We start from the raw sequence: 18,230 nt of genomic DNA, 5'->3' as shown, positions 1-18,230 counted from the left end.
CCCTTTCTCGCCCGTGTCCCCCCTCAATCCTCGCCGATAGGGTGGCCGGGTCGAAAGTCTCGGTCCGGTTCCGCTTTTGTCGGACCGAAGGACGAGCATGACGAACTGGGGCTTTCCCGATTTCGACGCGCATGAAGGCGTGCACCTGTTCACCGATCCCGCTTCGGGTCTGCAGGCGGTTATCGCCGTGCACTCGACGCATCTCGGCCCGGCGGCGGGCGGGGCGCGCTTCTGGAACTATGGCACGCCCGCGCTTGCCATCACCGACGCGCTGCGCCTGTCGCGCGGCATGAGCTACAAGAACGCGATGGCGGGGCTGGCGCTGGGCGGCGGCAAGGGCGTGGTCCTGGCGGCCAAGCCGGGCGACGTCATCACCACCGCACAGCTGGAAGCGTTCGGCCGCGCGGTCGAGTCGCTGGGCGGTCGTTACGTGACGGCCGAGGATGTCGGCATGTCCGAGGAGCGGATGAAGGTCATCGCGACCCAGACCCGCTATGTCTCCGGCCTGCCGGTGGCTAGCGGCGCGGCGGGCGGCGACCCCGGCCCCTACACCGCGCACGGCGTCTATCTGGGCGTGAAGGCCGCCGCCAGCCGTGGTCTGGGCGCGACCGACATGAAGGGCGTGCGGGTCGCGATCCAGGGCGTCGGCTCTGTCGGTGGCGGTCTGGCCAAGCTGCTGGCGAAGGACGGCGCGGTCCTGACCATCGCCGATGTGAACCAGGCGCGCGCCGAACAGATGGCGGCCGAACTGGGTGCCAGCGTCGCCCCGGCGGACGAGATCCTGTTCGCCGATGTCGATCTGGTCAGCCCCAACGCTTTGGGCGCGGTGCTGAACGCCGATTCGATCCAGCGGCTGAAGGCGAAGGTGGTCGCAGGCGGCGCCAACAACCAGCTTGCGACCCGCGAAGACGGCGCGCGCGTGGCAGAGGCGGGCATCCTCTATGCCCCCGATTACGTCATCAACGCGGGCGGCATCATCAATGTCGGGCTGGAATATCTGGGCCAGGGCGACGAGGCCGAAGTCATGGCGCGCATCGCCAAGATTCCCGAGCGTCTGGAACAGGTCTGGCAGCGCTCGGCCGAGACCGGCCATCCGGCCTCGGACGTCGCGGATGAAATCGCGCAGGGCCTGATCGGGCGTTAATTGAGTCTCACGCCCCTCCCGCAAGCGGGAGGGGATGGGGGAGGGCAAGGAGTCTCACCGAGACCATCGCTTGTGGCATTGCCCTCCCCAAACCCCTCCCGCCTGCGGGAGGGGCTTAAGAAGAGTGTGAGGCCCCCTCACTCACACCCATCGAAATTCCCGCACCGAAACCCGGTTGACGAACCGCCCCCTCGCGCCCATTTGCCAATCGGACCAAATCCATCCGATTGGGAGATCATGCGCCTTTCCAGCCTAGCCGATTATGCGGTCGTGATGATGACCGCCGCCGCGCGCGAAGGTGCCGGTGGGCGGAGCAACGCGACCCTGCTGGCCGGGCAGACGGGCGTGCCTTTGCCCACCGCGCAGAAGCTGGTCAGCCGTCTGGCGGGCGCGGGCCTGATCGAGAGTACGCGCGGCACCGGCGGCGGCATCCGTCTGGCGCGCGACGCCGATACGATCAGCCTGGCCGATATCGTCGAGGCGGTGGACGGCCCGATCGCGCTGACCGCGTGTGTCGATGGCGCTGCGCACGATTGCGGCCTGGAAATGCAATGTCGTGTCCGGCCGCATTGGCATGTCGTCAATCAGGCGGTACGCGCCGCCTTTTCCGGGGTGACGCTCGCAACGCTCGCCGCCGATCCTGTTGAATCGCAAGTGATGGACGCCTCCCCGCGTCCGGGGGTATTCGCCTGATGGCCACGAAGAATGCAGAGGCGCTCGCCGCCGCCAACAAGAAGTATGAGTGGGGCTTCGCCACCGAGATCGAGCAGGACTTCGCGCCCAAGGGGCTGAGCGAGGATACGGTCCGCTATATCTCGGCCAAGAAGGGCGAGCCGGAATGGATGCTCGACTGGCGGCTGAAGGCGTTTCGCCTTTGGCAGACGCTGGAGAGCCCGGACTGGGCCAAGCTGAACATCCCGCCGATCGATTATCAGGACGCGTATTATTACGCGGAGCCCAAGCAGAAGAAGACGATCGCGTCGCTGGACGAGCTCGACCCTGAGATTCGCCGCACCTACGAAAAGCTGGGCATCCCGATCGCCGAGCAGGAAGTGCTCGCGGGCGTCGAGGGCGCGCGTAAGGTCGCGGTCGATGCGGTGTTCGACAGCGTCTCGGTCGCGACCACCTTCCGCAAGGAGCTGGAAGCGGCGGGTGTCATCTTCCGCTCGATCTCCGAGGCGATCAAGGAATATCCCGATCTCGTCCGCAAATGGCTGGGCAAGGTCGTGCCGCAGCGCGATAATTATTTCGCGACGCTCAACTCGGCGGTCTTCTCGGACGGCACCTTCGTCTACATCCCCGAGGGCGTTCGCTGCCCGATGGAGCTGTCGACCTATTTCCGCATCAACGCGGAGAATACCGGCCAGTTCGAACGCACGCTGATCGTGGCGGACAAGGGGGCCTATGTCTCCTATCTCGAAGGCTGCACCGCGCCGATGCGCGACGAGAACCAGCTGCACGCCGCCGTCGTCGAGCTGGTCGCGCTGGACGATGCCGAGATCAAATACTCGACCGTCCAGAACTGGTATCCGGGCGACGAGAATGGTGTCGGCGGCATCTACAACTTCGTCACCAAGCGTGCGCTGTGCCAAGGCAAGAACAGCAAGGTATCGTGGACGCAGGTCGAAACCGGCTCGGCGGTGACGTGGAAATATCCGTCCTGCGTGCTGGCAGGCGACGGCTCGGTCGGCGAGTTCTACTCGGTGGCGGTCACCAACAATCGCCAGCAGGCCGATACCGGCACCAAGATGATCCATCTGGGCAAGAACACCCGCTCGACCATCGTGTCGAAGGGGATTTCCGCCGGGCGCTCGGACAACACCTATCGCGGGCTTGTCCGCGTGGCGGCGACCGCCGAGAATGTCCGCAACTTCACCCAGTGCGACAGCCTGTTGCTGGGCGACCAGTGCGGCGCGCATACCGTGCCGTACATCGAGGTGAAGAATCCCAGCGCGCAGATCGAGCATGAGGCGACGACCAGCAAGATCAGCGAGGACCAGCTCTTCTACGCGATGAGCCGTGGGTTGGATCAGGAAGCGGCCGTCGCGCTGATCGTCAACGGCTTTGCGCGCGAGGTTCTGCAGCAGTTGCCCATGGAGTTCGCGGTCGAGGCGCAGAAGCTGCTGGGGATTTCGCTGGAGGGTTCGGTCGGGTGATGCTGACCCCGCGCGACGATGCACGACGCCTCGACACCCCTCCCCTTCAGGGGAGGGGCCGGGGGTGGGGCATGTCCGCGCGGGCTTTGGATCGTTTGTCGGGTCACGCGCGCCAAATGCGTCGCGAACCGACCGAGCCGGAGAAGCGGCTTTGGGCGTATTTGTCGCGATCGCAACTGGGCGGTTTCAAATTCCGGCGGCAAAGCGTGATCGGCCATTACATCGTGGACTTCCTCTGCCTGGCGACAGGCCTGATCGTGGAAGTCGATGGTGATACGCATGTCGACGCGCAGCGAGATTTCCGACGCGATGCAGCGCTGGCGGAATTGGGTTTTAAGATCGTTCGCATCGGTAACACGGATGTGATGCACAATATCGAGGGTGTTTTGGCGCACCTGCTCGGCACGCTGCAAGCGATGCCCGCGCGGCGGACGCCCCACCCCAACCCCTCCCCTGAAGGGGAGGGGCTGACAGGGATATGACAATGCTGAAAATTGAAAACCTCCACGCCGAGATTGACGGCAAGCCGATCCTCAAGGGCCTGACGCTCGAGGTGAATGCGGGTCAGGTCCATGCGATCATGGGGCCGAACGGCGCGGGCAAGTCGACGCTGGGCTATGTGCTGGGCGGGCGTCCCGGTTACGAGGTGACCGAGGGTTCGGTGACGTTCGACGGCGTCGACCTGCTCGAACTGGAGCCGAACGAGCGCGCCGCGGCCGGTCTGTTCCTGGGCTTCCAGTATCCGGTCGAGATTCCCGGCGTGTCCAACGTCCAGTTCCTGCGCGAGAGCCTGAACGCGCAGCGTGGGCAGCGTGACGAAAAGCCGCTGTCGGGTGGTGAATTCCTGAAGCTGGCGCGCGCGCAGGCCGACGGGCTGGGGCTGAACCAGGACATGCTCAAGCGTCCGGTCAATGTCGGCTTTTCGGGCGGCGAGAAGAAGCGCAACGAGATGGTCCAGATGGGCATCCTGAACCCCAAGTTCGCCATCCTGGACGAGACGGACTCGGGCCTCGACATCGACGCGCTGCGCATCGTTGGCGACGGCATCAACCGGATCATGCGCGCCCCCGACAAGGCGGTGCTGCTGATCACCCATTATCAGCGGCTGCTCGACTATGTGCAGCCCGACCGGGTGCATGTGCTGGCCGATGGCCGCATCGTGCGTTCGGGTGGCCCCGAACTCGCGCTCGAACTGGAGCGGGAAGGCTATGCAGGCGTCGAGGGAGCGGCGGCGTGACGACCACGCTGGAACTCCCCTCGACCCGCGAAGAGGCGTGGCGCTGGGCCGATATCGACGCGCTTCGCCGCGCGGCGGAGAGCGAGCGGGCAGTGCCGGTCGCGGGCGCGGATCGTTTCCTCGATCTGCCGGGCGCACGGTTGCTGTTCGTCGACGGCGTGCTGGATGAAAGCGCCAGCGATCTCGGCCCGGTGCAGCTGACCCAGATCGACGCGAGCGACCATCCGCTGGGCAAGCAGGCGCTGGGGCGCGGCTGGTCGTTGCGGCTGGATCGCGATGCGGTCGCCGAGCCCGTGCAGATCGTCCATGTCGCCAGCGGTGCGGCCAACCACCTGCCCGCCGAGATCGTGCTGGCCGAGGATGCGGCGGCGCAGGTCTATGAGACCTATGTCGGGCGCGGCTGGACCAACCGGCTGACGCGGGTGAAGCTGGCGGCGTCGGCGCGGCTGATGCGCGCCGTGCGATTGTTGCAGGACGATGGCTTCGTGTCGCTGCGTGAGGAAGCCGAACTGGGCGAGGGCGCGAGCCTGACCGCGACCTTCCTGGCGGCAGGAACGATGGGCGCGCGGATCGACGGCGGCATTACCCAGACCGGCGACGGCGCCTATGCCGAGTTCGGCGGCGCGTTGCTGACCAAGGGCGAACTCAAGCAGGAATGCGCTGTCGCCCTGCGCCATGCCGCGCTGAATGGCCAGAGCCATCAGCTGTGGCGTGCGGTCGCCGCCGATCGCAGCCAGGCGAGCCTCGCCGCACGGGTCGAAGTGGCGCGCGATGCGCAGAAGACCGATGGCGAGCAGAGCTTGCGCGGTCTGCTGCTCCAGCGGACGGCGACGGTGAATTTGAAGCCCGAGCTGGAGATATTCGCCGACGACGTGAAGTGCGCGCATGGTGCGACCGTGGGCGAACTCGATGCCAAGGCGCTGTTCTACATGCAGAGCCGGGGCATCCCGAAGCCGCGCGCGCAGGCGCTGCTGACCCGCGCCTTCGTGGCGGACGCGATCGACCGGATCGGCAACGAGGTGGTGCGCGAGGCCTTTGCGGCGGACGCGGACGCCTGGCTGGAGGCGGCGCTTTGAAAGCCATGACCCAAATCCTCCCCATCACCGATGGGGAGGGGGACCGCCGCGAAGCGGTGGTGGAGGGGCTGGTCGGGCGCTGCCCCTCCACCATGCTGCGCATGGTCCCCCTCCCCAAGCATAGCTTGGGGAGGATTTGATGGTTGCGATGGCATCCCCCCTCGACCGGGTGGCGGATTTTCCGGCGATCCCGGACGGCTGGGCCTATCTCGACACCGCCGCGACCGCGCAGAAGCCGCAAGCGGTGATCGACGCGATCACCCGCGCCTATGACACGAGCTATGCCACCGTGCATCGCGGCGTCTATCAGCGCTCGGCCGACATGACGGTCGCGTATGAGAAGGCGCGCGAGGCGACGGCGCGGTTCATCGGGGCGGGCTCGGCGAACGAGATCGTCTTCACGCGCGGCGCGACCGAGGGGATCAATCTGATCGCGCAGTGCTGGGCCGCGACCAACCTCAAGGCGGGCGACCGCATCCTGTTGTCGATGCTGGAGCATCACTCCAACATCGTGCCGTGGCAGATGGTCGCCGAGCGGCTGGGCGTCGCGATCGACGTGCTGCCGTTGACGGCAGACCACCGCATCGACCTGGATGCGATGGAGCGGATGCTGACGCGTTCGCACAAGCTGGTGTCGCTGGGCCATGTGTCGAACGTGCTGGGCTCGGTGCTGGATACACGCCGTGCGGCCGATCTGGCGCATGGCGTGGGTGCGAAGATCCTGCTCGACGGGTGCCAGGCGGTGCCGCGCATCGCGGTGGACGTGAAGGCGCTGGATTGCGACTTTTACGTCTTTTCCGGTCACAAGCTTTACGGCCCGACCGGTATCGGCGTGCTGTGGGCGCGGCCTGAGTTGTTGGAGGCGATGCCCCCCTATCAGGGTGGCGGGTCGATGATCGACCGGGTGAGCTTCGAGAAGACCACCTATGCCCCGCCGCCCGGCCGGTTCGAGGCGGGGACGCCGCATATCGTCGGCGCACTCGGGCTGCATGCTGCGATCGACTATGTATCGGCGATCGGGCTGGACGCGATCCATGCGCATGAGGCGGCCCTGGTCGCCCAGGCGCGCGAGGGGCTGTCGGCGATCAATTCGGTGCGGTTGCTGGGGCCTGAAGACTCGGCGGGAATCGTCAGTTTCGTGGTCGAGGGGGTTCATCCCCATGATATCGGCACCATATTGGACGAGAGCCGGGTGGCGATTCGCGCAGGCCATCATTGCGCCCAGCCGCTGATGGACGCGCTCGGCCTGCCCGCCACCGCGCGGGCGAGTTTCGGCGTGTATAACGGACCCGATGACGTCGCGGCGCTGGTGGATGGCGTCCGGCGGGTCACGAGGATTTTCGGATGAGCGATTACAAAATCGAGGAAGTGGACAGCGTCGCATCGCCACCCAAGGCGCGTGTGCAGGACGTAGTCGAGGCTCCGGCGGCCGAAGCTGTGACGGAACGCCAGCGTGATTATCTGTCGGGCTTCCTCTCGCAAAAGCCGACCGCCGACGACCCGACCCAGCCGGGCGGGGCGCTGTATGACGGCATCATCGACGCGCTGAAGGATATTTTCGACCCCGAGATTCCGGTCAATATCTATGACCTGGGGCTGATTTACGGAGTCGAGGTGACCGAGGGCGGCCATGCGGTCGTCACCATGACGCTGACCACCCCGCATTGCCCGGTCGCCGAGTCGATGCCGGGCGAGGTGGAACTGCGCGTCTCGGCGGTGCCGGGGATCGCGACGGCGGACGTCAACCTCGTCTGGGATCCGCCCTGGGACCCGCAGAAGATGTCGGACGATGCCAAGCTCGAACTGGGGATGCTCTGACCATGGCGACCACCTTGCGCCCGCGTCCCGCCGCACTGAACCTGACGCCCTCCGCCGAGGCGCGTGTCGCCGAGCTGATGGCGCGCGCGCCGGAGGGGGCCATCGGGGTGAAGCTGTCGACGCCGCGTCGCGGCTGTTCGGGGCTGGCCTATTCGGTCGATTATGTCACCGAGGCCAAGGCGTTCGACGAGAAGATCGACACGCCGGGCGGCACGCTGTTCGTCGATGGCGGCTCGATCCTGTACCTCATCGGCTCGACCATGGACTGGGTCGAGGATGACTTCACCGCCGGGTTCGTGTTCCAGAATCCCAACGCCAAGGGCGCGTGCGGGTGTGGGGAGAGCTTCACGGTTTGAGGGGGAGGTTGTCCCTTCGACTTCGCTCAGGCTGAACGGGGGTAGGGGAGGGCAACCTTTCCATAAGCTGTTCCCCGGCGAAGGCCGGGGTCCAGTTTCTTTTCGGTCGAGATGGCGGGGTACCGCCGCGTGGGAGGCAAAGGTCCCGCGTCCCCCGAAAATGAACCGCAACTGGGCCCCGGCCTTCGCCGGGGAACAGTTGGGATCAGACCCGGTGCTCCAGCTTCAGGCTGGCGCCATCCCACTCCACCGCCAGGTCGCGATAATCCGCCACCGTCGCATGGGGGGTATCCATCGCCCCCCGATGCGTCTCGGTAATCACCACCACCGTCATCCCCGCCGCCTCGGCCGCCGCGATCCCGGCGGGGGCGTCTTCGAAGGCCAGGCAATCCTCCGGCGCGACGCCCAGCCGCTTGGCCCCGAGCAGGAAGCCATCGGGCGCGGGCTTGCTCCGCTCCGCATCCTCCGCCGTCACGAACACGCCGGGTAAAGGCAGCCCCGCCGCCTTCAGCCGTACCTCCGCCAGCCGCTTGGGCGCAGAGGTGACGATGGCCCAGCGATCCGGGGGCAGCGCGGCCAGGAACGCGGCCGCGCCGCCGATCGGCACCACATCGTCGACGTCCAGCATCTCCGCCTCGGTCAGCGCATGCGCTTCCGCCACCGGATCGACGCCGGGCAGGTTCAGCCGCCGGATCGTCTCGACCGACTGAACCCCGTGGATGGTCGGCAGGAACGCCGCAACGTCCAGCCCCTGCCGTGTCGCCCAGACGGTCCAGGCGCGTTCTGCCGAGGCGATGGAACTCAGAATCGTCCCGTCCATGTCGAACAGGAAGCCGCCAAAGGCGCGCGTCGGCAGGGGGGTGATCATCGGCTGAGGATCAGTTGGCCTGGAACACGCCGCAGGCGATGCGGCCGCCGCTATTGCCGCTAGGATCGGTCTTCAGGTCGTCGGCGGCGGCATGGATCACGATCGCCGAGCCGTCCGCATCGAGCAGGCCCGCCATGGTGGCCCCCGGCAGCACGACGCCCAGCGTGCCGCGCCCGTCATTGCCGACGGTCATGTTAGGCATGTCGCCCTCATGCGGCCCCTGCGGGTTCAAGCTGCCATGCTGGCGCTGGGTGGGGTTCCAGTGGCCGCCCGCCGTGGTGAAGTCCGGCGCGTCGCAGCGGCCGACCGTGTGGACATGGACGCCGTGCATGCCCGCCGGCACGTTCATCGCGTCGAGGGTGATGCGCAGCCCCCCGGCGACTTCGGTCGCGGTGGCGCGGCCCGCATCCGCACCGGTGCCGGTCCGCAGGCTCGCGGTCGCGCTGGCGCCGTTCGGCGTGGGGGAGCCCGTCTCCATCTTCGTCTGATCGCAGGCCCCCAGGCCCAGCGCGACGGTGCCGATGGTCAACAGCGTGAGATATTTCATGACGCAAGCTCCCTGTTCGATACGCGTAGTTGCGGCGTGTTACCCGCCGGTTTCAAGCGGCCAACGCATTACGGGTTCATAGGATGCGCCGCCATGCCCCAGATGGCTCTGGTAGAGGACCAGATGCCTCATGGTAAAAGGCTCGCTCGAAAGGCCCGCATGGACCGCGCGCCATCCCTCGATCTCGGGCGCGCGTCCCGCCGAGCCGGGCAGGCGGGCGAGCGTGATGTGCGGCAGATAGGCCCGCGATTCGGGCGACAGGCCGGCGCGGAGACAGGCCTGGTCGACCTTGCGATGGAGATGGGCCAGCGCATCGTGCGGCGTGACGCCCGCCCAGAGCGTGTCGACCCGCCCCCTGCGATCAAAGGCTCCGACGCCCGAAATCCGAACGATTGGCGCGGGAGCATGAACCTGGCCCAGTGCGGCGGCGATGTCCTCCGCCACGGGGCGATCGACCTCGCCGATGAAGCGCAGGGTCAGGTGCAACTGGTCGTCATCCTGCCAGCGCGCCTGGGGAACGCCGTCCATCGCATCGGCAAGCATGTCGCGGATGGCGGGCGGCGGGCGGAGGGCGACGAACAGGCGGACCATGACAAAATATGTCTATCGCATTCCGTCGCGCCCACGGGAACCTCCCCCGCTTGAAAAGCGTCCCCAACAGAGCGATATTTCGCTTAACCGGCATATGGCCGGGCAAAGGAGCAATAGTTCACCATGGCAAACTGGTCTGATCCACGGCCGAGCGCCGCGCCGTTCGGTACCACAGCCACCACGGGCTCGACCGCCTATGATGCGGGTCTGCGTTCGTACATGCTGTCCGTCTACAACTACATGACGTCGGGCGTGCTGCTGACGGGTATCGTCGCGCTGCTCTTCGCATGGGGTGGCCGCGACAGCATGGCCGCGCAGGTCTTCCTGAACGGCGGCGCGCTGAAATACGTCATCATGTTCGCGCCTCTGGGCTTCGTGTTCGCGCTGAGCATGGGCGTGAACCGCATGAAGACCTCGACGATGCAGCTGCTCTTCTGGGCGTTCGCGGTCGTCATGGGCCTGTCGATGTCGACCATCTTCCTGGTCTATAGCGGCGGTTTGATCGCGGGGGCGTTCTTCGCGACCGCAGCGGGCTTCGCGGCGCTGAGCCTCTATGGCTACACCACCAAGCGAGACCTGTCGGCGTTCGGCACCTTCCTGATCATCGGTCTGGTCGGCCTGATCGTCGCCAGCATCATCAACATCTTCCTCCAGTCGGGGACGATGGGTCTGGTGATCAGCTTCGTCGGCGTGCTGCTGTTCGCAGGCCTGACCGCCTATGACACGCAGCGCACCAAGTCGCTCTATTACGAAGTGCGCGGCACCAGCATGCAGGACCGCGTGGTCATCATGTCGGCGCTGAGCCTGTATCTCGACTTCATCAACATGTTCATGTTCCTTCTGCGTCTGACCGGCTCCAGCCGCGACTGATCGGATCGACAGAGCCAATCCAACGGGCCCGGCGGGATATCCGCCGGGCCTTTTTTCATGAGAAGGGGATGCGGCCATGCGCCTGTCGATCGACGTGACGCTCGACTATGTCCTGAAGCAACCGGCCGATATCCTGCTCCAGATCGAGGCGGCGGCGACCCCCGACCAGCGGCTGGAGCATCAGTCGCTGACCATCTGGTCCGATCATCCCGTGGCGGCGGTGCGCGGCGAGGACGGGATCGGGCAACGCTGCTGGATACGTGCCGATCATGGCCTGCTCGCGCGCTATGAGGCGGTGGTCGTGGTCGAACGCCCGGTCGTTCGGCTGGAGGGGCTGGCGGCGACCCCGGCCAGGGGGCTCTCGGGCGACCTCATCCCCTATCTGCTGCCCAGCCGTTACTGCGAGTCGGACCGGCTGGAGGGCTTTGTCCGCCAGCGTTTCGCGGGGCTTTCCGGCGGCGCGATGGCGGCGGCGCTGGCCGATTGGGTCGCGACCCGCATGACCTATCAGTCGGGCGGGTCGAGCGGCGTCACGACCGCGCTGGATACCTTCGGTTCGCGCAGCGGGGTATGTCGCGACTATACCCATTTGCTGGTGGCGCTGGCGCGGGCGGCGGAGATTCCGGCGCGCTGTGTCGCGGCCTATGCGCCCGGCGTCGACCCGCCCGATTTCCACGCCGTGGCCGAACTGTGGCTGGAGGGCGGCTGGCATCTGGTCGACGCGACCGGCATGGCGCAGGCCGACGAGATCGCGCGGGTGTGCGTCGGCCGCGATGCGACCGATATCGCCTTCATGACCGTGTTCGGCGAAGCGCAGCTTTGCGATCAACGGGTTACGGTGCGGCGGTTGGACGGATCGGCTTAGGAACGCTTGTCCGATCTGGCTCGTTGATCCTGTCCACTATGATGGGGAAGTGACATGAACGACAGCATCGACGATCGCGCGCTGGACAGCGTCTCGGTCGCGCCGGGCGGCGAGCAGGCCGAGCAGGGCAACCGCCCGCGTCCCCCCGAACAGGATGCCGGGCAGGATCCCGCCATCACCGAGGATCTGCAGAAGAATCCGGAGGATGTCGACGCCCAGCTCGACGAGAGCCTGGACGAATCGATGGACGCCAGCGATCCGCCCTCGATCACCCAGCCCGGCCGCGATGGCCCGGCTGAGTCGTCGGGCTATAGCGAAGAAGATCGCTGATCTGCATTGCATGACGGGGGGCGGGGGTCGGAAAAGGTTCTCGCCCCTACTTCTTTCATACGGAATTCGCCTGCCGTTGCGCAATCACAACAAACTTGCCGAATATGTCGGAGATGGGCGTCCTTCGGGAAATTGATTGCCGCGATGGCCATTCGTCGCAATCTATGTTGCGGCACGGCGTTTTTCATGTTCGTCTGTCCTGGCTCGTTCAGCGTTGCGTTAACCAAATGGGCGCATGATGATCGGGTCAGTTTCGATTGGGCGGGGTGATGATATGGGATCGAGGAGCAGACCGGCCGAAGGCGCGATGACCTTGGCGGAAATGAAGGAATTTGCAGGCTTCGCGGCGGCAACGCAGCGTTATATCCGGCGGTCGCTCGATATCGGGCTGGACCGTGAAGACGCGATGACTCGCTGGTCGCGCGACGTGGTCGAGGCGGCAAGCATCCGCGCCCAGGCCCGGCTGTACCGCAATCTGCCGGAAATCCGACACCTGATTCCGGTCGATAGCGGCCTCGAGGCGCTGGAGCCCTTCATGGCGCCGTTCGTCACGATTGCGGCCTTCGATCTGGGGCAGGGACGACTGACCAGCTTTTCGGCCTTCCGGTTCCTGTATGAGCGGCTGATCGGTGCCGAGGTGCGGCCATGGCTGCCCTCGATTTTCTGCGCGGCGGCGGCCTTGCCGCATCTGCACCCCGAATTGCGGCGGCAGCTTCTCCAGTCGATCAGCGAGGCGGCTGCTACTGCGGCGGGCTGGTCGAGCCGTCAGCCTGCCTTCTTCCCGCACTGGGTCGAAAAGGTCGACACCAACGGGACGTCGCTGGCCAACTGATGATGCGCGATGGCGGGCCGGGGGGCTCCGCCATCGTTGCTGTTGCTCCCCTTGCAGGGGAGGAATTTACCCTCACCGGCACGCGCGCCAGCCCATCGGCCCGCGATAGGCCTGGTCCAGATGGAAATGGTCGGCATGCGCGGCATTGTAATCAGGCGATAACGTGGTCGCGAACAGATCGCAGGCGCGGTCGCGGACGCGGCGCAGGAATTGGCCCTTTGCACCTTGGTCTTTCCAGTCACGCAGTACGCTGATCCGCCGCCCGTCGTTCAGGCGAAAGCCCGTTATGTCGACCGCATTGGCGCGGGCATGCTCGCTCCAGTCGCTGGTGCTGCGGCCGCTGATCCGGCGGCAATTATAGCTGCCCAGATGATCGACCGCGACGACCTCGCTGCCCAGCAGATCGCGCGCGGCGGGCTGGACCGCATCCCATTCCCACAGCGCGAGCGAGGCCGCGACCGGACACGACACGCCCAGGGTCGCAGGGCGATAGCCGATGGCCCTTGCCCCACCCACCGTAAAGCGCACCGCGTCGTCATACCCGCATTGCGTGCCGTCCGACCGAGCAGGCAGTGCGGTGTAGCGGATGCCTGCACGATCGAGCAGTCCAAGGCATTGTGGTCTGTCCTGGGTCAGTGCGGTCAGCTTGCGCCCAGTGAACATCCCGACCGGCTGGCCCAGATCGAGCGGTGCCCAGGGCACATCCTGCGGGTTACGCCGCGCCCAGCCCCAGAGTAGCAGCGCGAGCATCGCCAGTCCGGCGACCACGACCAGTACGGTCGTCCATCGCCGGAGCGCCCGCATCAGCCGCGTCTCGCGCTGGCGACGGGTTCCGCCGTGATCGGATAACCCAGATCGTCGGGGATGCAGATACAAGCCACGCCGTCACGCTCCGCCTGAAAAGGGATGATCCGTCGGATCGGCCAGGCCCTCGCGTCGGCGGTGGCCGAGGAGAAATCGCGGTAGAGCGCCAATCGTTCCAGCGTTCGCCGGGTGGGAAGGATGATGCGGATCGCCCCGCCGTCCGCTGCCGCCAGCGCGTCGCGGGCGGTCATCCACACGGCCCCGACCGTTTCCGAACCGTCGATCATGGGGTTCGACGCCTCACGCGCGATCGCCGCCAGATAGAAACGGGCATCGAAGCGGCGGACGGGCACATGTTCGGGGCACCAGCGGGCAAAGGGCGTCAGCGCTTGGGTGTCGATCGTCAGGCCGTGCTCGGCGAGTGCGTCGGCAAAGGATCGTCCCGCCGCCATGGTCGCGCGCAAGCGGGTCAGCGTCGCCGCATCGGGGGAGGGCGACAGGCCGATGCCCAAGCCCACTTCCTCGATCGTCTCGCGGATCGCGGCGATGCGGGCGGCGGTTTCCTCCCGGTCGGGGGCGTCGGCGGGGACCAGCGCATGATCGCCCGGATCGACCCGCCCGCCCGGAAACACCATCGCACCGCCCAGAAAGGCCAGTGCCGCGCCCCGCTCGACCATCAGGATTTCAGGAAGCGCGTCGGCGTCCGGCCCCTCGCGCATCAGGATCAGGGTGGCGGCAGGGATGGGATCGGGAATCATCGCACGGACAACGCATCAAAGGCGTCGGCGGGTGTCAGCGATGAAAGGGAAGGCGGGGTGGTGGAGCTGAGGGGAATCGAACCCCTGACCTCTGCAGTGCGATTGCAGCGCTCTCCCATCTGAGCTACAGCCCCGCCCCGTAACCCGACCATGGTCGGGAGCGACGCCATTAACCCGTGATCCTGGGCGACGCAACACCGCTTTGACGGCCCGACCCAAAAATTTTGGCCTGCTTTCGGCCTTTCGCATCACTCCATCCGTCGCGGCTGGGACCTCGCCAACGGAACCTGTCTTGATCTGCCTCATTGAAACACGCGGAAGGCACGGCCCGCCAGACGAGCGGCGTCGGCCCCCGCAGGATCGAAATTCAGGAGGGTTTAGGATGGCTTACGACCGCTATTCCCGCGACGCCAACCGTGGCGACCGCGACTTCGACTATGGCCGGGACTACGGCTCGGGGCGCGACTACACCTATTCCAGCGCCCGTGACTATGAAGCCGCCGGTGCGTTCGACGACGACCGCAACGACAGCCGGAACGACAGCCGCCGTGGATACGGCGCGCGCGATTACGGCAACCAGGGCTATGGCCGTCAGGGCTATGACCGCGACAACTATGGCGCGTCTCGCCAGGATTTCGGGCGCCAGGACTTTGGCGGCCGCCAGAATGAAGGTCGATACGGCGAAGGCCGCTCGGGCAATTATGGCGCCTATCGTGGCGGCGAGAACCGCTACGACCGCGACTCGGGTCGCGAAGGCTATCGCGGCACGTCGAGCTACGGCGATTCGTCGCGTGGCTATGGCTATACCGGCGACCGTTACGGCCGCGACGACCGTCAGGGCCGCAGCGACTATGGTCGTTCGGACTATAATCGTTCAGACTATGGCCGTCAGCAGCAGTCCGGCCGCGACTATGGTCGCCAGCCGCAGGGCTATGATTACGAGGATCGTGGCTTCTTCGCGCGCGCCGGGGACGAAGTCCGCTCGTGGTTCGGTGACGAGGATGCCGAGCGTCGCCGTGAAGCCGATGCGCGCTTCGACGAGCGTTATTACGCCCAGCAGGACCATGACTATAACCACTGGCGCTCGGGCCAGATCGCCGCACTCGACCGCGACTATGACGAATATCGCAGCGAGAACCGCACCAAGTTCCAGAACGAGTTTTCGAGCTGGCGCACCGAGCGCGAAGGCCAGCGCGGCCTTCTGCCCAAGGTGAAGGAACATCAGGAAGTCGTCGGCTCGGACGGCAGCCATGTCGGCACCGTCGACAAGGTGCGCGGCGACCGCATCCTGTTGACCAAGAACGACAAGGATGCGGGTGGCCAGCACCACTCGATCCCTTCGCGCTGGCTGAAGTCCGTCGAGGACAAGGTCACGCTGACCAAGACCGCCGAGGAGGCCAAGGCCCAGTGGCGGGATGAGGAAAATGCGCGCGCCATGTTCGGCGATCGCACCAACGAGAACGACCGCTACGGTCAGGCCAATCGCTATGGTCAGACCGGCACGGGCGGCCAATCGGGCGGTTACGGCCAGAGTGCGACCGGTACGACCAGCTCGGCACAGAATAGCAGCAGCACGACGGGTGCGACCTCGACCACCGGTACCACGACCGGCACGGGGACCAGCACCACCGGCATCGGCACCACGTCGGGCAGCACCTCGGACACCAGCCGGGGTTATTGATAAAGAAAAACGTCACTGAATGGTGACTTTTCTTGAAGGGCTCGGGTGGACATCACCCGGGCCCTTTCCCATGTCCGCAAACATCGATGAAAAGGATATGACGATGAAGGCTTGGACCCTGGCGGCCCGCCCCAAGGGCACCCCCGTGACGGAGGATTTCGCGCTGGTCGAGCGCGAACTGCCCGCCCTGAATGAGGGTGAGGTGCGGGTCGCCAATCGCTGGCTGTCGGTCGACCCCTATATGCGGGGCCGGATGAACGACACGAAGAGCTATGTCCCGCCCTTCCAGCTCGGCGAGCCGATGCAGGGCGGCGCGATCGGTGAGGTGGTCGAGAGCCGCGCGGACGGCATCGCGGTCGGCACGCTGGTCAGCCACATGGCGGGCTGGCGCGACGAGGCGGTACTGTCCGCTGCGCATGTCCAGCCGCTGCCCGATCTGGGTGTCGATCCGCAGGCCTTTCTGGGGCAGTTCGGCATGCCGGGCATGACTGCCTATTACGGCCTGCTCCAGGTGGCCGAGGCCAAGCCGGGCGAGACGGTGTTCGTCTCGGCGGCGGCCGGGGCGGTGGGCTCGACGGTGGTTCAGATCGCCAAGGCCAAGGGCATGACGGTCATCGGATCGGCCGGTGGCGCGAAGAAGTGCGACTGGGTCCGCTCGCTGGGGGCGGATGCGGTGATCGACTATAAGTCGGGCCAGTCGGTGGTCGAGGCGCTTGGCGAAGCGGCGCCCGACGGCATCGACGTCTATTTCGACAATGTGGGTGGCGATCACCTGGACGCTGCGCTGGCCCATGCCAGGCAGAATGCGCGTTTTGCGATCTGCGGCATGATCGACATTTATAACGACGCCAAGCCGACGAGCCTGAAATATCTCGCGCGGATGATCGGCAACCGCGTGCGGATTCAGGGCTTTATCTTCGGCGACTTCAAGGACCACGCGGCCTTTTATCGCGATATGGCTGCGATCCTGAAGGATGGCGGTTTGCAGCGCGAAGAGACGGTGTTCGAGGGTCTGGACAAGACGCCCGAGGCGTTTCTTGCGCTGTTCACCGGCGGTAACAAGGGCAAGATGCTGGTGAAGCTGTAAGGGGAGGCCTTCCCTCTTCTACTCCCCTCCCGCAGGCGAGTTTCAGGTCGGTCATGCCCCCGGCATGACCGAAACGATGCGGGGCATCGTTTACCTGAAACTGGGCTGGGGGAGGGCGGTACGTCGAGCGGCGTCGCTTGGGGCCTACCCTCCCCCCGGCCCCCTCCCGCTTGCGGGAGGGGGAGCGTAAGCAGCGGAGTTAGTCGCGAAACCCCTCAGATCGCGCCCGAAAACGTACCGCACTGGGCCGGATCGCCGGTCTCGATACCTCGGCGCAGCCAGCGCATCCGCTGCTCGGAACTACCATGCGTAAAGCTGTCCGGCACGACCCGGCCCGTGGCTTCGCGCTGGAGCGTGTCGTCGCCGATGGCGCGGGCGGCGGTCATGCCTTCCTCGACATCGCCGGGTTCCAGCCGGTCGCGGTTCTTCGCGGCCCAGACGCCCGCATAACAGTCCGCCTGCAATTCCAGCCGGACCGACAGGGCATTGCCCTCCGCTTGGCCTGCCGCCTGCTGCGCCTGGCGCACCTTGTCCGAGGTGCCGAGCAGCGTCTGGATGTGATGGCCGAACTCATGCGCGACGACATAATAGCGCGCGAAGTCGCCCTTCGCGCCGAAGCGGTTGGCGAGCTCGTTGAAGAAGTTGGTGTCGAGGTAGATCTTGCGATCGGTCGGGCAATAGAAGGGGCCGACCGCCGATTGCGCGACGCCGCACCCCGACTGGGCGCTGTTCGCATCCGGCTTGAAGAAGCGCAGGCCCGGCGCCTGGAAACGCTGACCCGACTCCGCGAAGATCTTTTCCCAGGTGTTGTCGGCATTGCTGAACGCGCGGCAGGTATCGCGGCGCTCGGACGAGGCTTCGCAAATTTGGCGGACGCTCTGGCCCGAGGATGAGTCCGCCGACCGGGTGACGGGGGCGTTGCCGCCGCCGCCTCCGCCGGTCAGCAGGCCTAGCGGGTTCATGCCGACCACCGCCAGAATGATGAGCACGACGACGATGCCGCCGCAGCCGAAGCGGCTGCCGATCAGCGGCAACAGCCCGAACAGCAATCCGCCGCCGCCGCCGCCAAAGCCGCCGCCACCGCTCTGCGCCTCGCCGACATCGATATTGTTGTCATAATCGTCGAGCCGCATCGTCTCACCCCTTTGTCATAGTGCCCGCCTATGCGGGTCTTCGCCGGATGGTTGAACCCGCAAAGCCTTCCGGCGGT

The 18,230-nt window shown here is 66.2% G+C and carries 21 protein-coding genes and 1 tRNA gene; 15 read left to right on the top strand and 7 right to left on the bottom strand.

The window, feature by feature from the left end; all coding sequences use genetic code 11:
* The first annotated feature begins 97 nt into the window (after positions 1-97).
* From ASF14_RS00720 to ASF14_RS00680, 9 genes are all read left to right on the top strand, one after another.
* A complete protein-coding gene (locus ASF14_RS00720) occupies positions 98-1,144 on the top strand; it encodes a Glu/Leu/Phe/Val dehydrogenase family protein (protein WP_056430143.1) in 1,047 nt (348 codons plus the stop codon).
* A 237-nt stretch (positions 1,145-1,381) separates the two neighbouring features.
* Positions 1,382-1,837: an SUF system Fe-S cluster assembly regulator gene (locus ASF14_RS00715; RefSeq protein WP_056430140.1), complete on the top strand. Its 456-nt coding sequence runs from the start codon at positions 1,382-1,384 to the stop codon at positions 1,835-1,837.
* The gene (gene sufB, locus ASF14_RS00710; RefSeq protein WP_056430137.1) at positions 1,837-3,300 is read left to right on the top strand and encodes a Fe-S cluster assembly protein SufB; all 1,464 of its coding nucleotides are present in this window, start codon (positions 1,837-1,839) and stop codon (positions 3,298-3,300) included. Before ASF14_RS00715 ends, sufB begins: the two co-directional genes overlap by 1 nt.
* Before the next feature lie 71 nt (positions 3,301-3,371).
* Positions 3,372-3,782 carry an endonuclease domain-containing protein gene (locus ASF14_RS00705; RefSeq protein WP_056430135.1) on the top strand — a complete coding sequence of 137 codons (411 nt, stop codon included), beginning with the start codon at positions 3,372-3,374 and terminating at the stop codon, positions 3,780-3,782.
* Positions 3,783-3,784: 2 nt separating this feature from the next.
* Positions 3,785-4,537 carry a Fe-S cluster assembly ATPase SufC gene (gene sufC, locus ASF14_RS00700; protein ID WP_056430133.1) on the top strand — a complete coding sequence of 251 codons (753 nt, stop codon included), beginning with the start codon at positions 3,785-3,787 and terminating at the stop codon, positions 4,535-4,537.
* Positions 4,534-5,613, top strand: a complete 1,080-nt coding sequence (locus ASF14_RS00695; RefSeq protein WP_056430131.1) for a SufB/SufD family protein — start codon at positions 4,534-4,536, stop codon at positions 5,611-5,613. Before sufC ends, ASF14_RS00695 begins: the two co-directional genes overlap by 4 nt.
* A gap of 139 nt (positions 5,614-5,752) precedes the next feature.
* Positions 5,753-6,961, top strand: a complete 1,209-nt coding sequence (locus ASF14_RS00690) for an aminotransferase class V-fold PLP-dependent enzyme (RefSeq protein WP_056430128.1) — start codon at positions 5,753-5,755, stop codon at positions 6,959-6,961.
* Positions 6,958-7,431, top strand: coding sequence for an SUF system Fe-S cluster assembly protein (locus ASF14_RS00685; protein ID WP_056430126.1), 474 nt, complete (start codon positions 6,958-6,960; stop codon positions 7,429-7,431). Before ASF14_RS00690 ends, ASF14_RS00685 begins: the two co-directional genes overlap by 4 nt.
* 2 nt (positions 7,432-7,433) lie before the next feature.
* Positions 7,434-7,787: a HesB/IscA family protein gene (locus tag ASF14_RS00680; protein ID WP_056430123.1), complete on the top strand. Its 354-nt coding sequence runs from the start codon at positions 7,434-7,436 to the stop codon at positions 7,785-7,787.
* Positions 7,788-7,992: 205 nt separating this feature from the next.
* On the opposite strand, the gene ASF14_RS00675 is transcribed toward ASF14_RS00680, so the two are convergent.
* Genes ASF14_RS00675 through thpR form a run of 3 tightly spaced genes read right to left on the bottom strand, consistent with a single transcriptional unit; the run spans position 7,993 to position 9,793 of the window.
* The gene (locus ASF14_RS00675; protein WP_056430120.1) at positions 7,993-8,655 is read right to left on the bottom strand and encodes an HAD-IA family hydrolase; all 663 of its coding nucleotides are present in this window, start codon (positions 8,653-8,655) and stop codon (positions 7,993-7,995) included.
* Between the two features lie 10 nt (positions 8,656-8,665).
* The gene (locus ASF14_RS00670) at positions 8,666-9,202 is read right to left on the bottom strand and encodes a superoxide dismutase family protein (protein WP_056430117.1); all 537 of its coding nucleotides are present in this window, start codon (positions 9,200-9,202) and stop codon (positions 8,666-8,668) included.
* Between the two features lie 39 nt (positions 9,203-9,241).
* Positions 9,242-9,793 (bottom strand): RNA 2',3'-cyclic phosphodiesterase, encoded by a 552-nt coding sequence (gene thpR, locus ASF14_RS00665; protein ID WP_056430113.1) that lies wholly within the window; start codon positions 9,791-9,793, stop codon positions 9,242-9,244.
* Positions 9,794-9,916: 123 nt separating this feature from the next.
* Between thpR and ASF14_RS00660 the strand changes: the two genes are divergently transcribed.
* The 4 genes from ASF14_RS00660 (at position 9,917) to ASF14_RS00645 (ending at position 12,690) form a co-directional block, all read left to right on the top strand.
* Positions 9,917-10,663 carry a Bax inhibitor-1/YccA family protein gene (locus ASF14_RS00660; protein ID WP_056430111.1) on the top strand — a complete coding sequence of 249 codons (747 nt, stop codon included), beginning with the start codon at positions 9,917-9,919 and terminating at the stop codon, positions 10,661-10,663.
* 76 nt (positions 10,664-10,739) lie between these two features.
* Positions 10,740-11,528 (top strand): transglutaminase-like domain-containing protein, encoded by a 789-nt coding sequence (locus ASF14_RS00655; protein WP_056430108.1) that lies wholly within the window; start codon positions 10,740-10,742, stop codon positions 11,526-11,528.
* Positions 11,529-11,582: 54 nt separating this feature from the next.
* Complete coding sequence (locus ASF14_RS00650; RefSeq protein ID WP_056430106.1) at positions 11,583-11,858, top strand: hypothetical protein; 276 nt, start codon at positions 11,583-11,585, stop codon at positions 11,856-11,858.
* A 274-nt stretch (positions 11,859-12,132) separates the two neighbouring features.
* Positions 12,133-12,690 carry a hypothetical protein gene (locus ASF14_RS00645; RefSeq protein ID WP_056430102.1) on the top strand — a complete coding sequence of 186 codons (558 nt, stop codon included), beginning with the start codon at positions 12,133-12,135 and terminating at the stop codon, positions 12,688-12,690.
* Positions 12,691-12,762: 72 nt separating this feature from the next.
* Here ASF14_RS00645 and ASF14_RS00640 read toward each other — a convergent pair whose 3' ends face one another.
* The 3 genes from ASF14_RS00640 to ASF14_RS00630 all read right to left on the bottom strand — a co-directional run bounded on the left by ASF14_RS00640 (position 12,763) and on the right by ASF14_RS00630 (position 14,386).
* A complete protein-coding gene (locus ASF14_RS00640; protein ID WP_056430099.1) occupies positions 12,763-13,494 on the bottom strand; it encodes an extensin-like domain-containing protein in 732 nt (243 codons plus the stop codon).
* Positions 13,494-14,252 (bottom strand): NUDIX hydrolase, encoded by a 759-nt coding sequence (locus tag ASF14_RS00635; RefSeq protein WP_056430096.1) that lies wholly within the window; start codon positions 14,250-14,252, stop codon positions 13,494-13,496. Before ASF14_RS00635 ends, ASF14_RS00640 begins: the two co-directional genes overlap by 1 nt.
* A 58-nt stretch (positions 14,253-14,310) precedes the next feature.
* A tRNA-Ala gene (locus tag ASF14_RS00630) sits at positions 14,311-14,386 on the bottom strand.
* A 248-nt stretch (positions 14,387-14,634) separates the two neighbouring features.
* On the opposite strand from ASF14_RS00630, the gene ASF14_RS00625 reads away from it, so the two are divergent.
* Entirely contained in the window at positions 14,635-15,933 is a 1,299-nt protein-coding gene (locus tag ASF14_RS00625) for a DUF2171 domain-containing protein (RefSeq protein WP_056430093.1), read from the top strand.
* 103 nt (positions 15,934-16,036) lie between these two features.
* Positions 16,037-17,020: an NADP-dependent oxidoreductase gene (locus ASF14_RS00620; protein WP_201780512.1), complete on the top strand. Its 984-nt coding sequence runs from the start codon at positions 16,037-16,039 to the stop codon at positions 17,018-17,020.
* A gap of 215 nt (positions 17,021-17,235) precedes the next feature.
* Here ASF14_RS00620 and ypfJ read toward each other — a convergent pair whose 3' ends face one another.
* A complete protein-coding gene (gene ypfJ, locus ASF14_RS00615) occupies positions 17,236-18,153 on the bottom strand; it encodes a KPN_02809 family neutral zinc metallopeptidase (protein WP_056430090.1) in 918 nt (305 codons plus the stop codon).
* Positions 18,154-18,230: the final 77 nt, after the last annotated feature.

Source organism: Sphingomonas sp. Leaf257 (assembly GCF_001422185.1).
GTDB lineage: Bacteria > Pseudomonadota > Alphaproteobacteria > Sphingomonadales > Sphingomonadaceae > Sphingomonas > Sphingomonas yabuuchiae.
Note: the sequence above shows the minus strand (reverse complement) of the source record. Positions and strands in the feature narration are given on the sequence as shown.

What these genes read in the sequence shown, in the direction of transcription:
- ASF14_RS00720 (WP_056430143.1), top strand. Translation starts at nt 98, where the DNA reads ATGACGAACTGGGGCTTTCCCGATTTCGACGCGCATGAAGGCGTGCAC.
- ASF14_RS00715 (WP_056430140.1), top strand. Translation starts at nt 1,382, where the DNA reads ATGCGCCTTTCCAGCCTAGCCGATTATGCGGTCGTGATGATGACCGCC.
- sufB (WP_056430137.1), top strand. Translation starts at nt 1,837, where the DNA reads ATGGCCACGAAGAATGCAGAGGCGCTCGCCGCCGCCAACAAGAAGTAT.
- ASF14_RS00705 (WP_056430135.1), top strand. Translation starts at nt 3,372, where the DNA reads ATGTCCGCGCGGGCTTTGGATCGTTTGTCGGGTCACGCGCGCCAAATG.
- sufC (WP_056430133.1), top strand. Translation starts at nt 3,785, where the DNA reads ATGCTGAAAATTGAAAACCTCCACGCCGAGATTGACGGCAAGCCGATC.
- ASF14_RS00690 (WP_056430128.1), top strand. Translation starts at nt 5,753, where the DNA reads ATGGTTGCGATGGCATCCCCCCTCGACCGGGTGGCGGATTTTCCGGCG.
- ASF14_RS00685 (WP_056430126.1), top strand. Translation starts at nt 6,958, where the DNA reads ATGAGCGATTACAAAATCGAGGAAGTGGACAGCGTCGCATCGCCACCC.
- ASF14_RS00680 (WP_056430123.1), top strand. Translation starts at nt 7,434, where the DNA reads ATGGCGACCACCTTGCGCCCGCGTCCCGCCGCACTGAACCTGACGCCC.
- ASF14_RS00675 (WP_056430120.1), bottom strand. Translation starts at nt 8,655, where the DNA reads ATGATCACCCCCCTGCCGACGCGCGCCTTTGGCGGCTTCCTGTTCGAC.
- ASF14_RS00670 (WP_056430117.1), bottom strand. Translation starts at nt 9,202, where the DNA reads ATGAAATATCTCACGCTGTTGACCATCGGCACCGTCGCGCTGGGCCTG.
- thpR (WP_056430113.1), bottom strand. Translation starts at nt 9,793, where the DNA reads ATGGTCCGCCTGTTCGTCGCCCTCCGCCCGCCGCCCGCCATCCGCGAC.
- ASF14_RS00660 (WP_056430111.1), top strand. Translation starts at nt 9,917, where the DNA reads ATGGCAAACTGGTCTGATCCACGGCCGAGCGCCGCGCCGTTCGGTACC.
- ASF14_RS00655 (WP_056430108.1), top strand. Translation starts at nt 10,740, where the DNA reads ATGCGCCTGTCGATCGACGTGACGCTCGACTATGTCCTGAAGCAACCG.
- ASF14_RS00650 (WP_056430106.1), top strand. Translation starts at nt 11,583, where the DNA reads ATGAACGACAGCATCGACGATCGCGCGCTGGACAGCGTCTCGGTCGCG.
- ASF14_RS00645 (WP_056430102.1), top strand. Translation starts at nt 12,133, where the DNA reads ATGGGATCGAGGAGCAGACCGGCCGAAGGCGCGATGACCTTGGCGGAA.
- ASF14_RS00640 (WP_056430099.1), bottom strand. Translation starts at nt 13,494, where the DNA reads ATGCGGGCGCTCCGGCGATGGACGACCGTACTGGTCGTGGTCGCCGGA.
- ASF14_RS00635 (WP_056430096.1), bottom strand. Translation starts at nt 14,252, where the DNA reads ATGATTCCCGATCCCATCCCTGCCGCCACCCTGATCCTGATGCGCGAG.
- ASF14_RS00625 (WP_056430093.1), top strand. Translation starts at nt 14,635, where the DNA reads ATGGCTTACGACCGCTATTCCCGCGACGCCAACCGTGGCGACCGCGAC.
- ASF14_RS00620 (WP_201780512.1), top strand. Translation starts at nt 16,037, where the DNA reads ATGAAGGCTTGGACCCTGGCGGCCCGCCCCAAGGGCACCCCCGTGACG.
- ypfJ (WP_056430090.1), bottom strand. Translation starts at nt 18,153, where the DNA reads ATGCGGCTCGACGATTATGACAACAATATCGATGTCGGCGAGGCGCAG.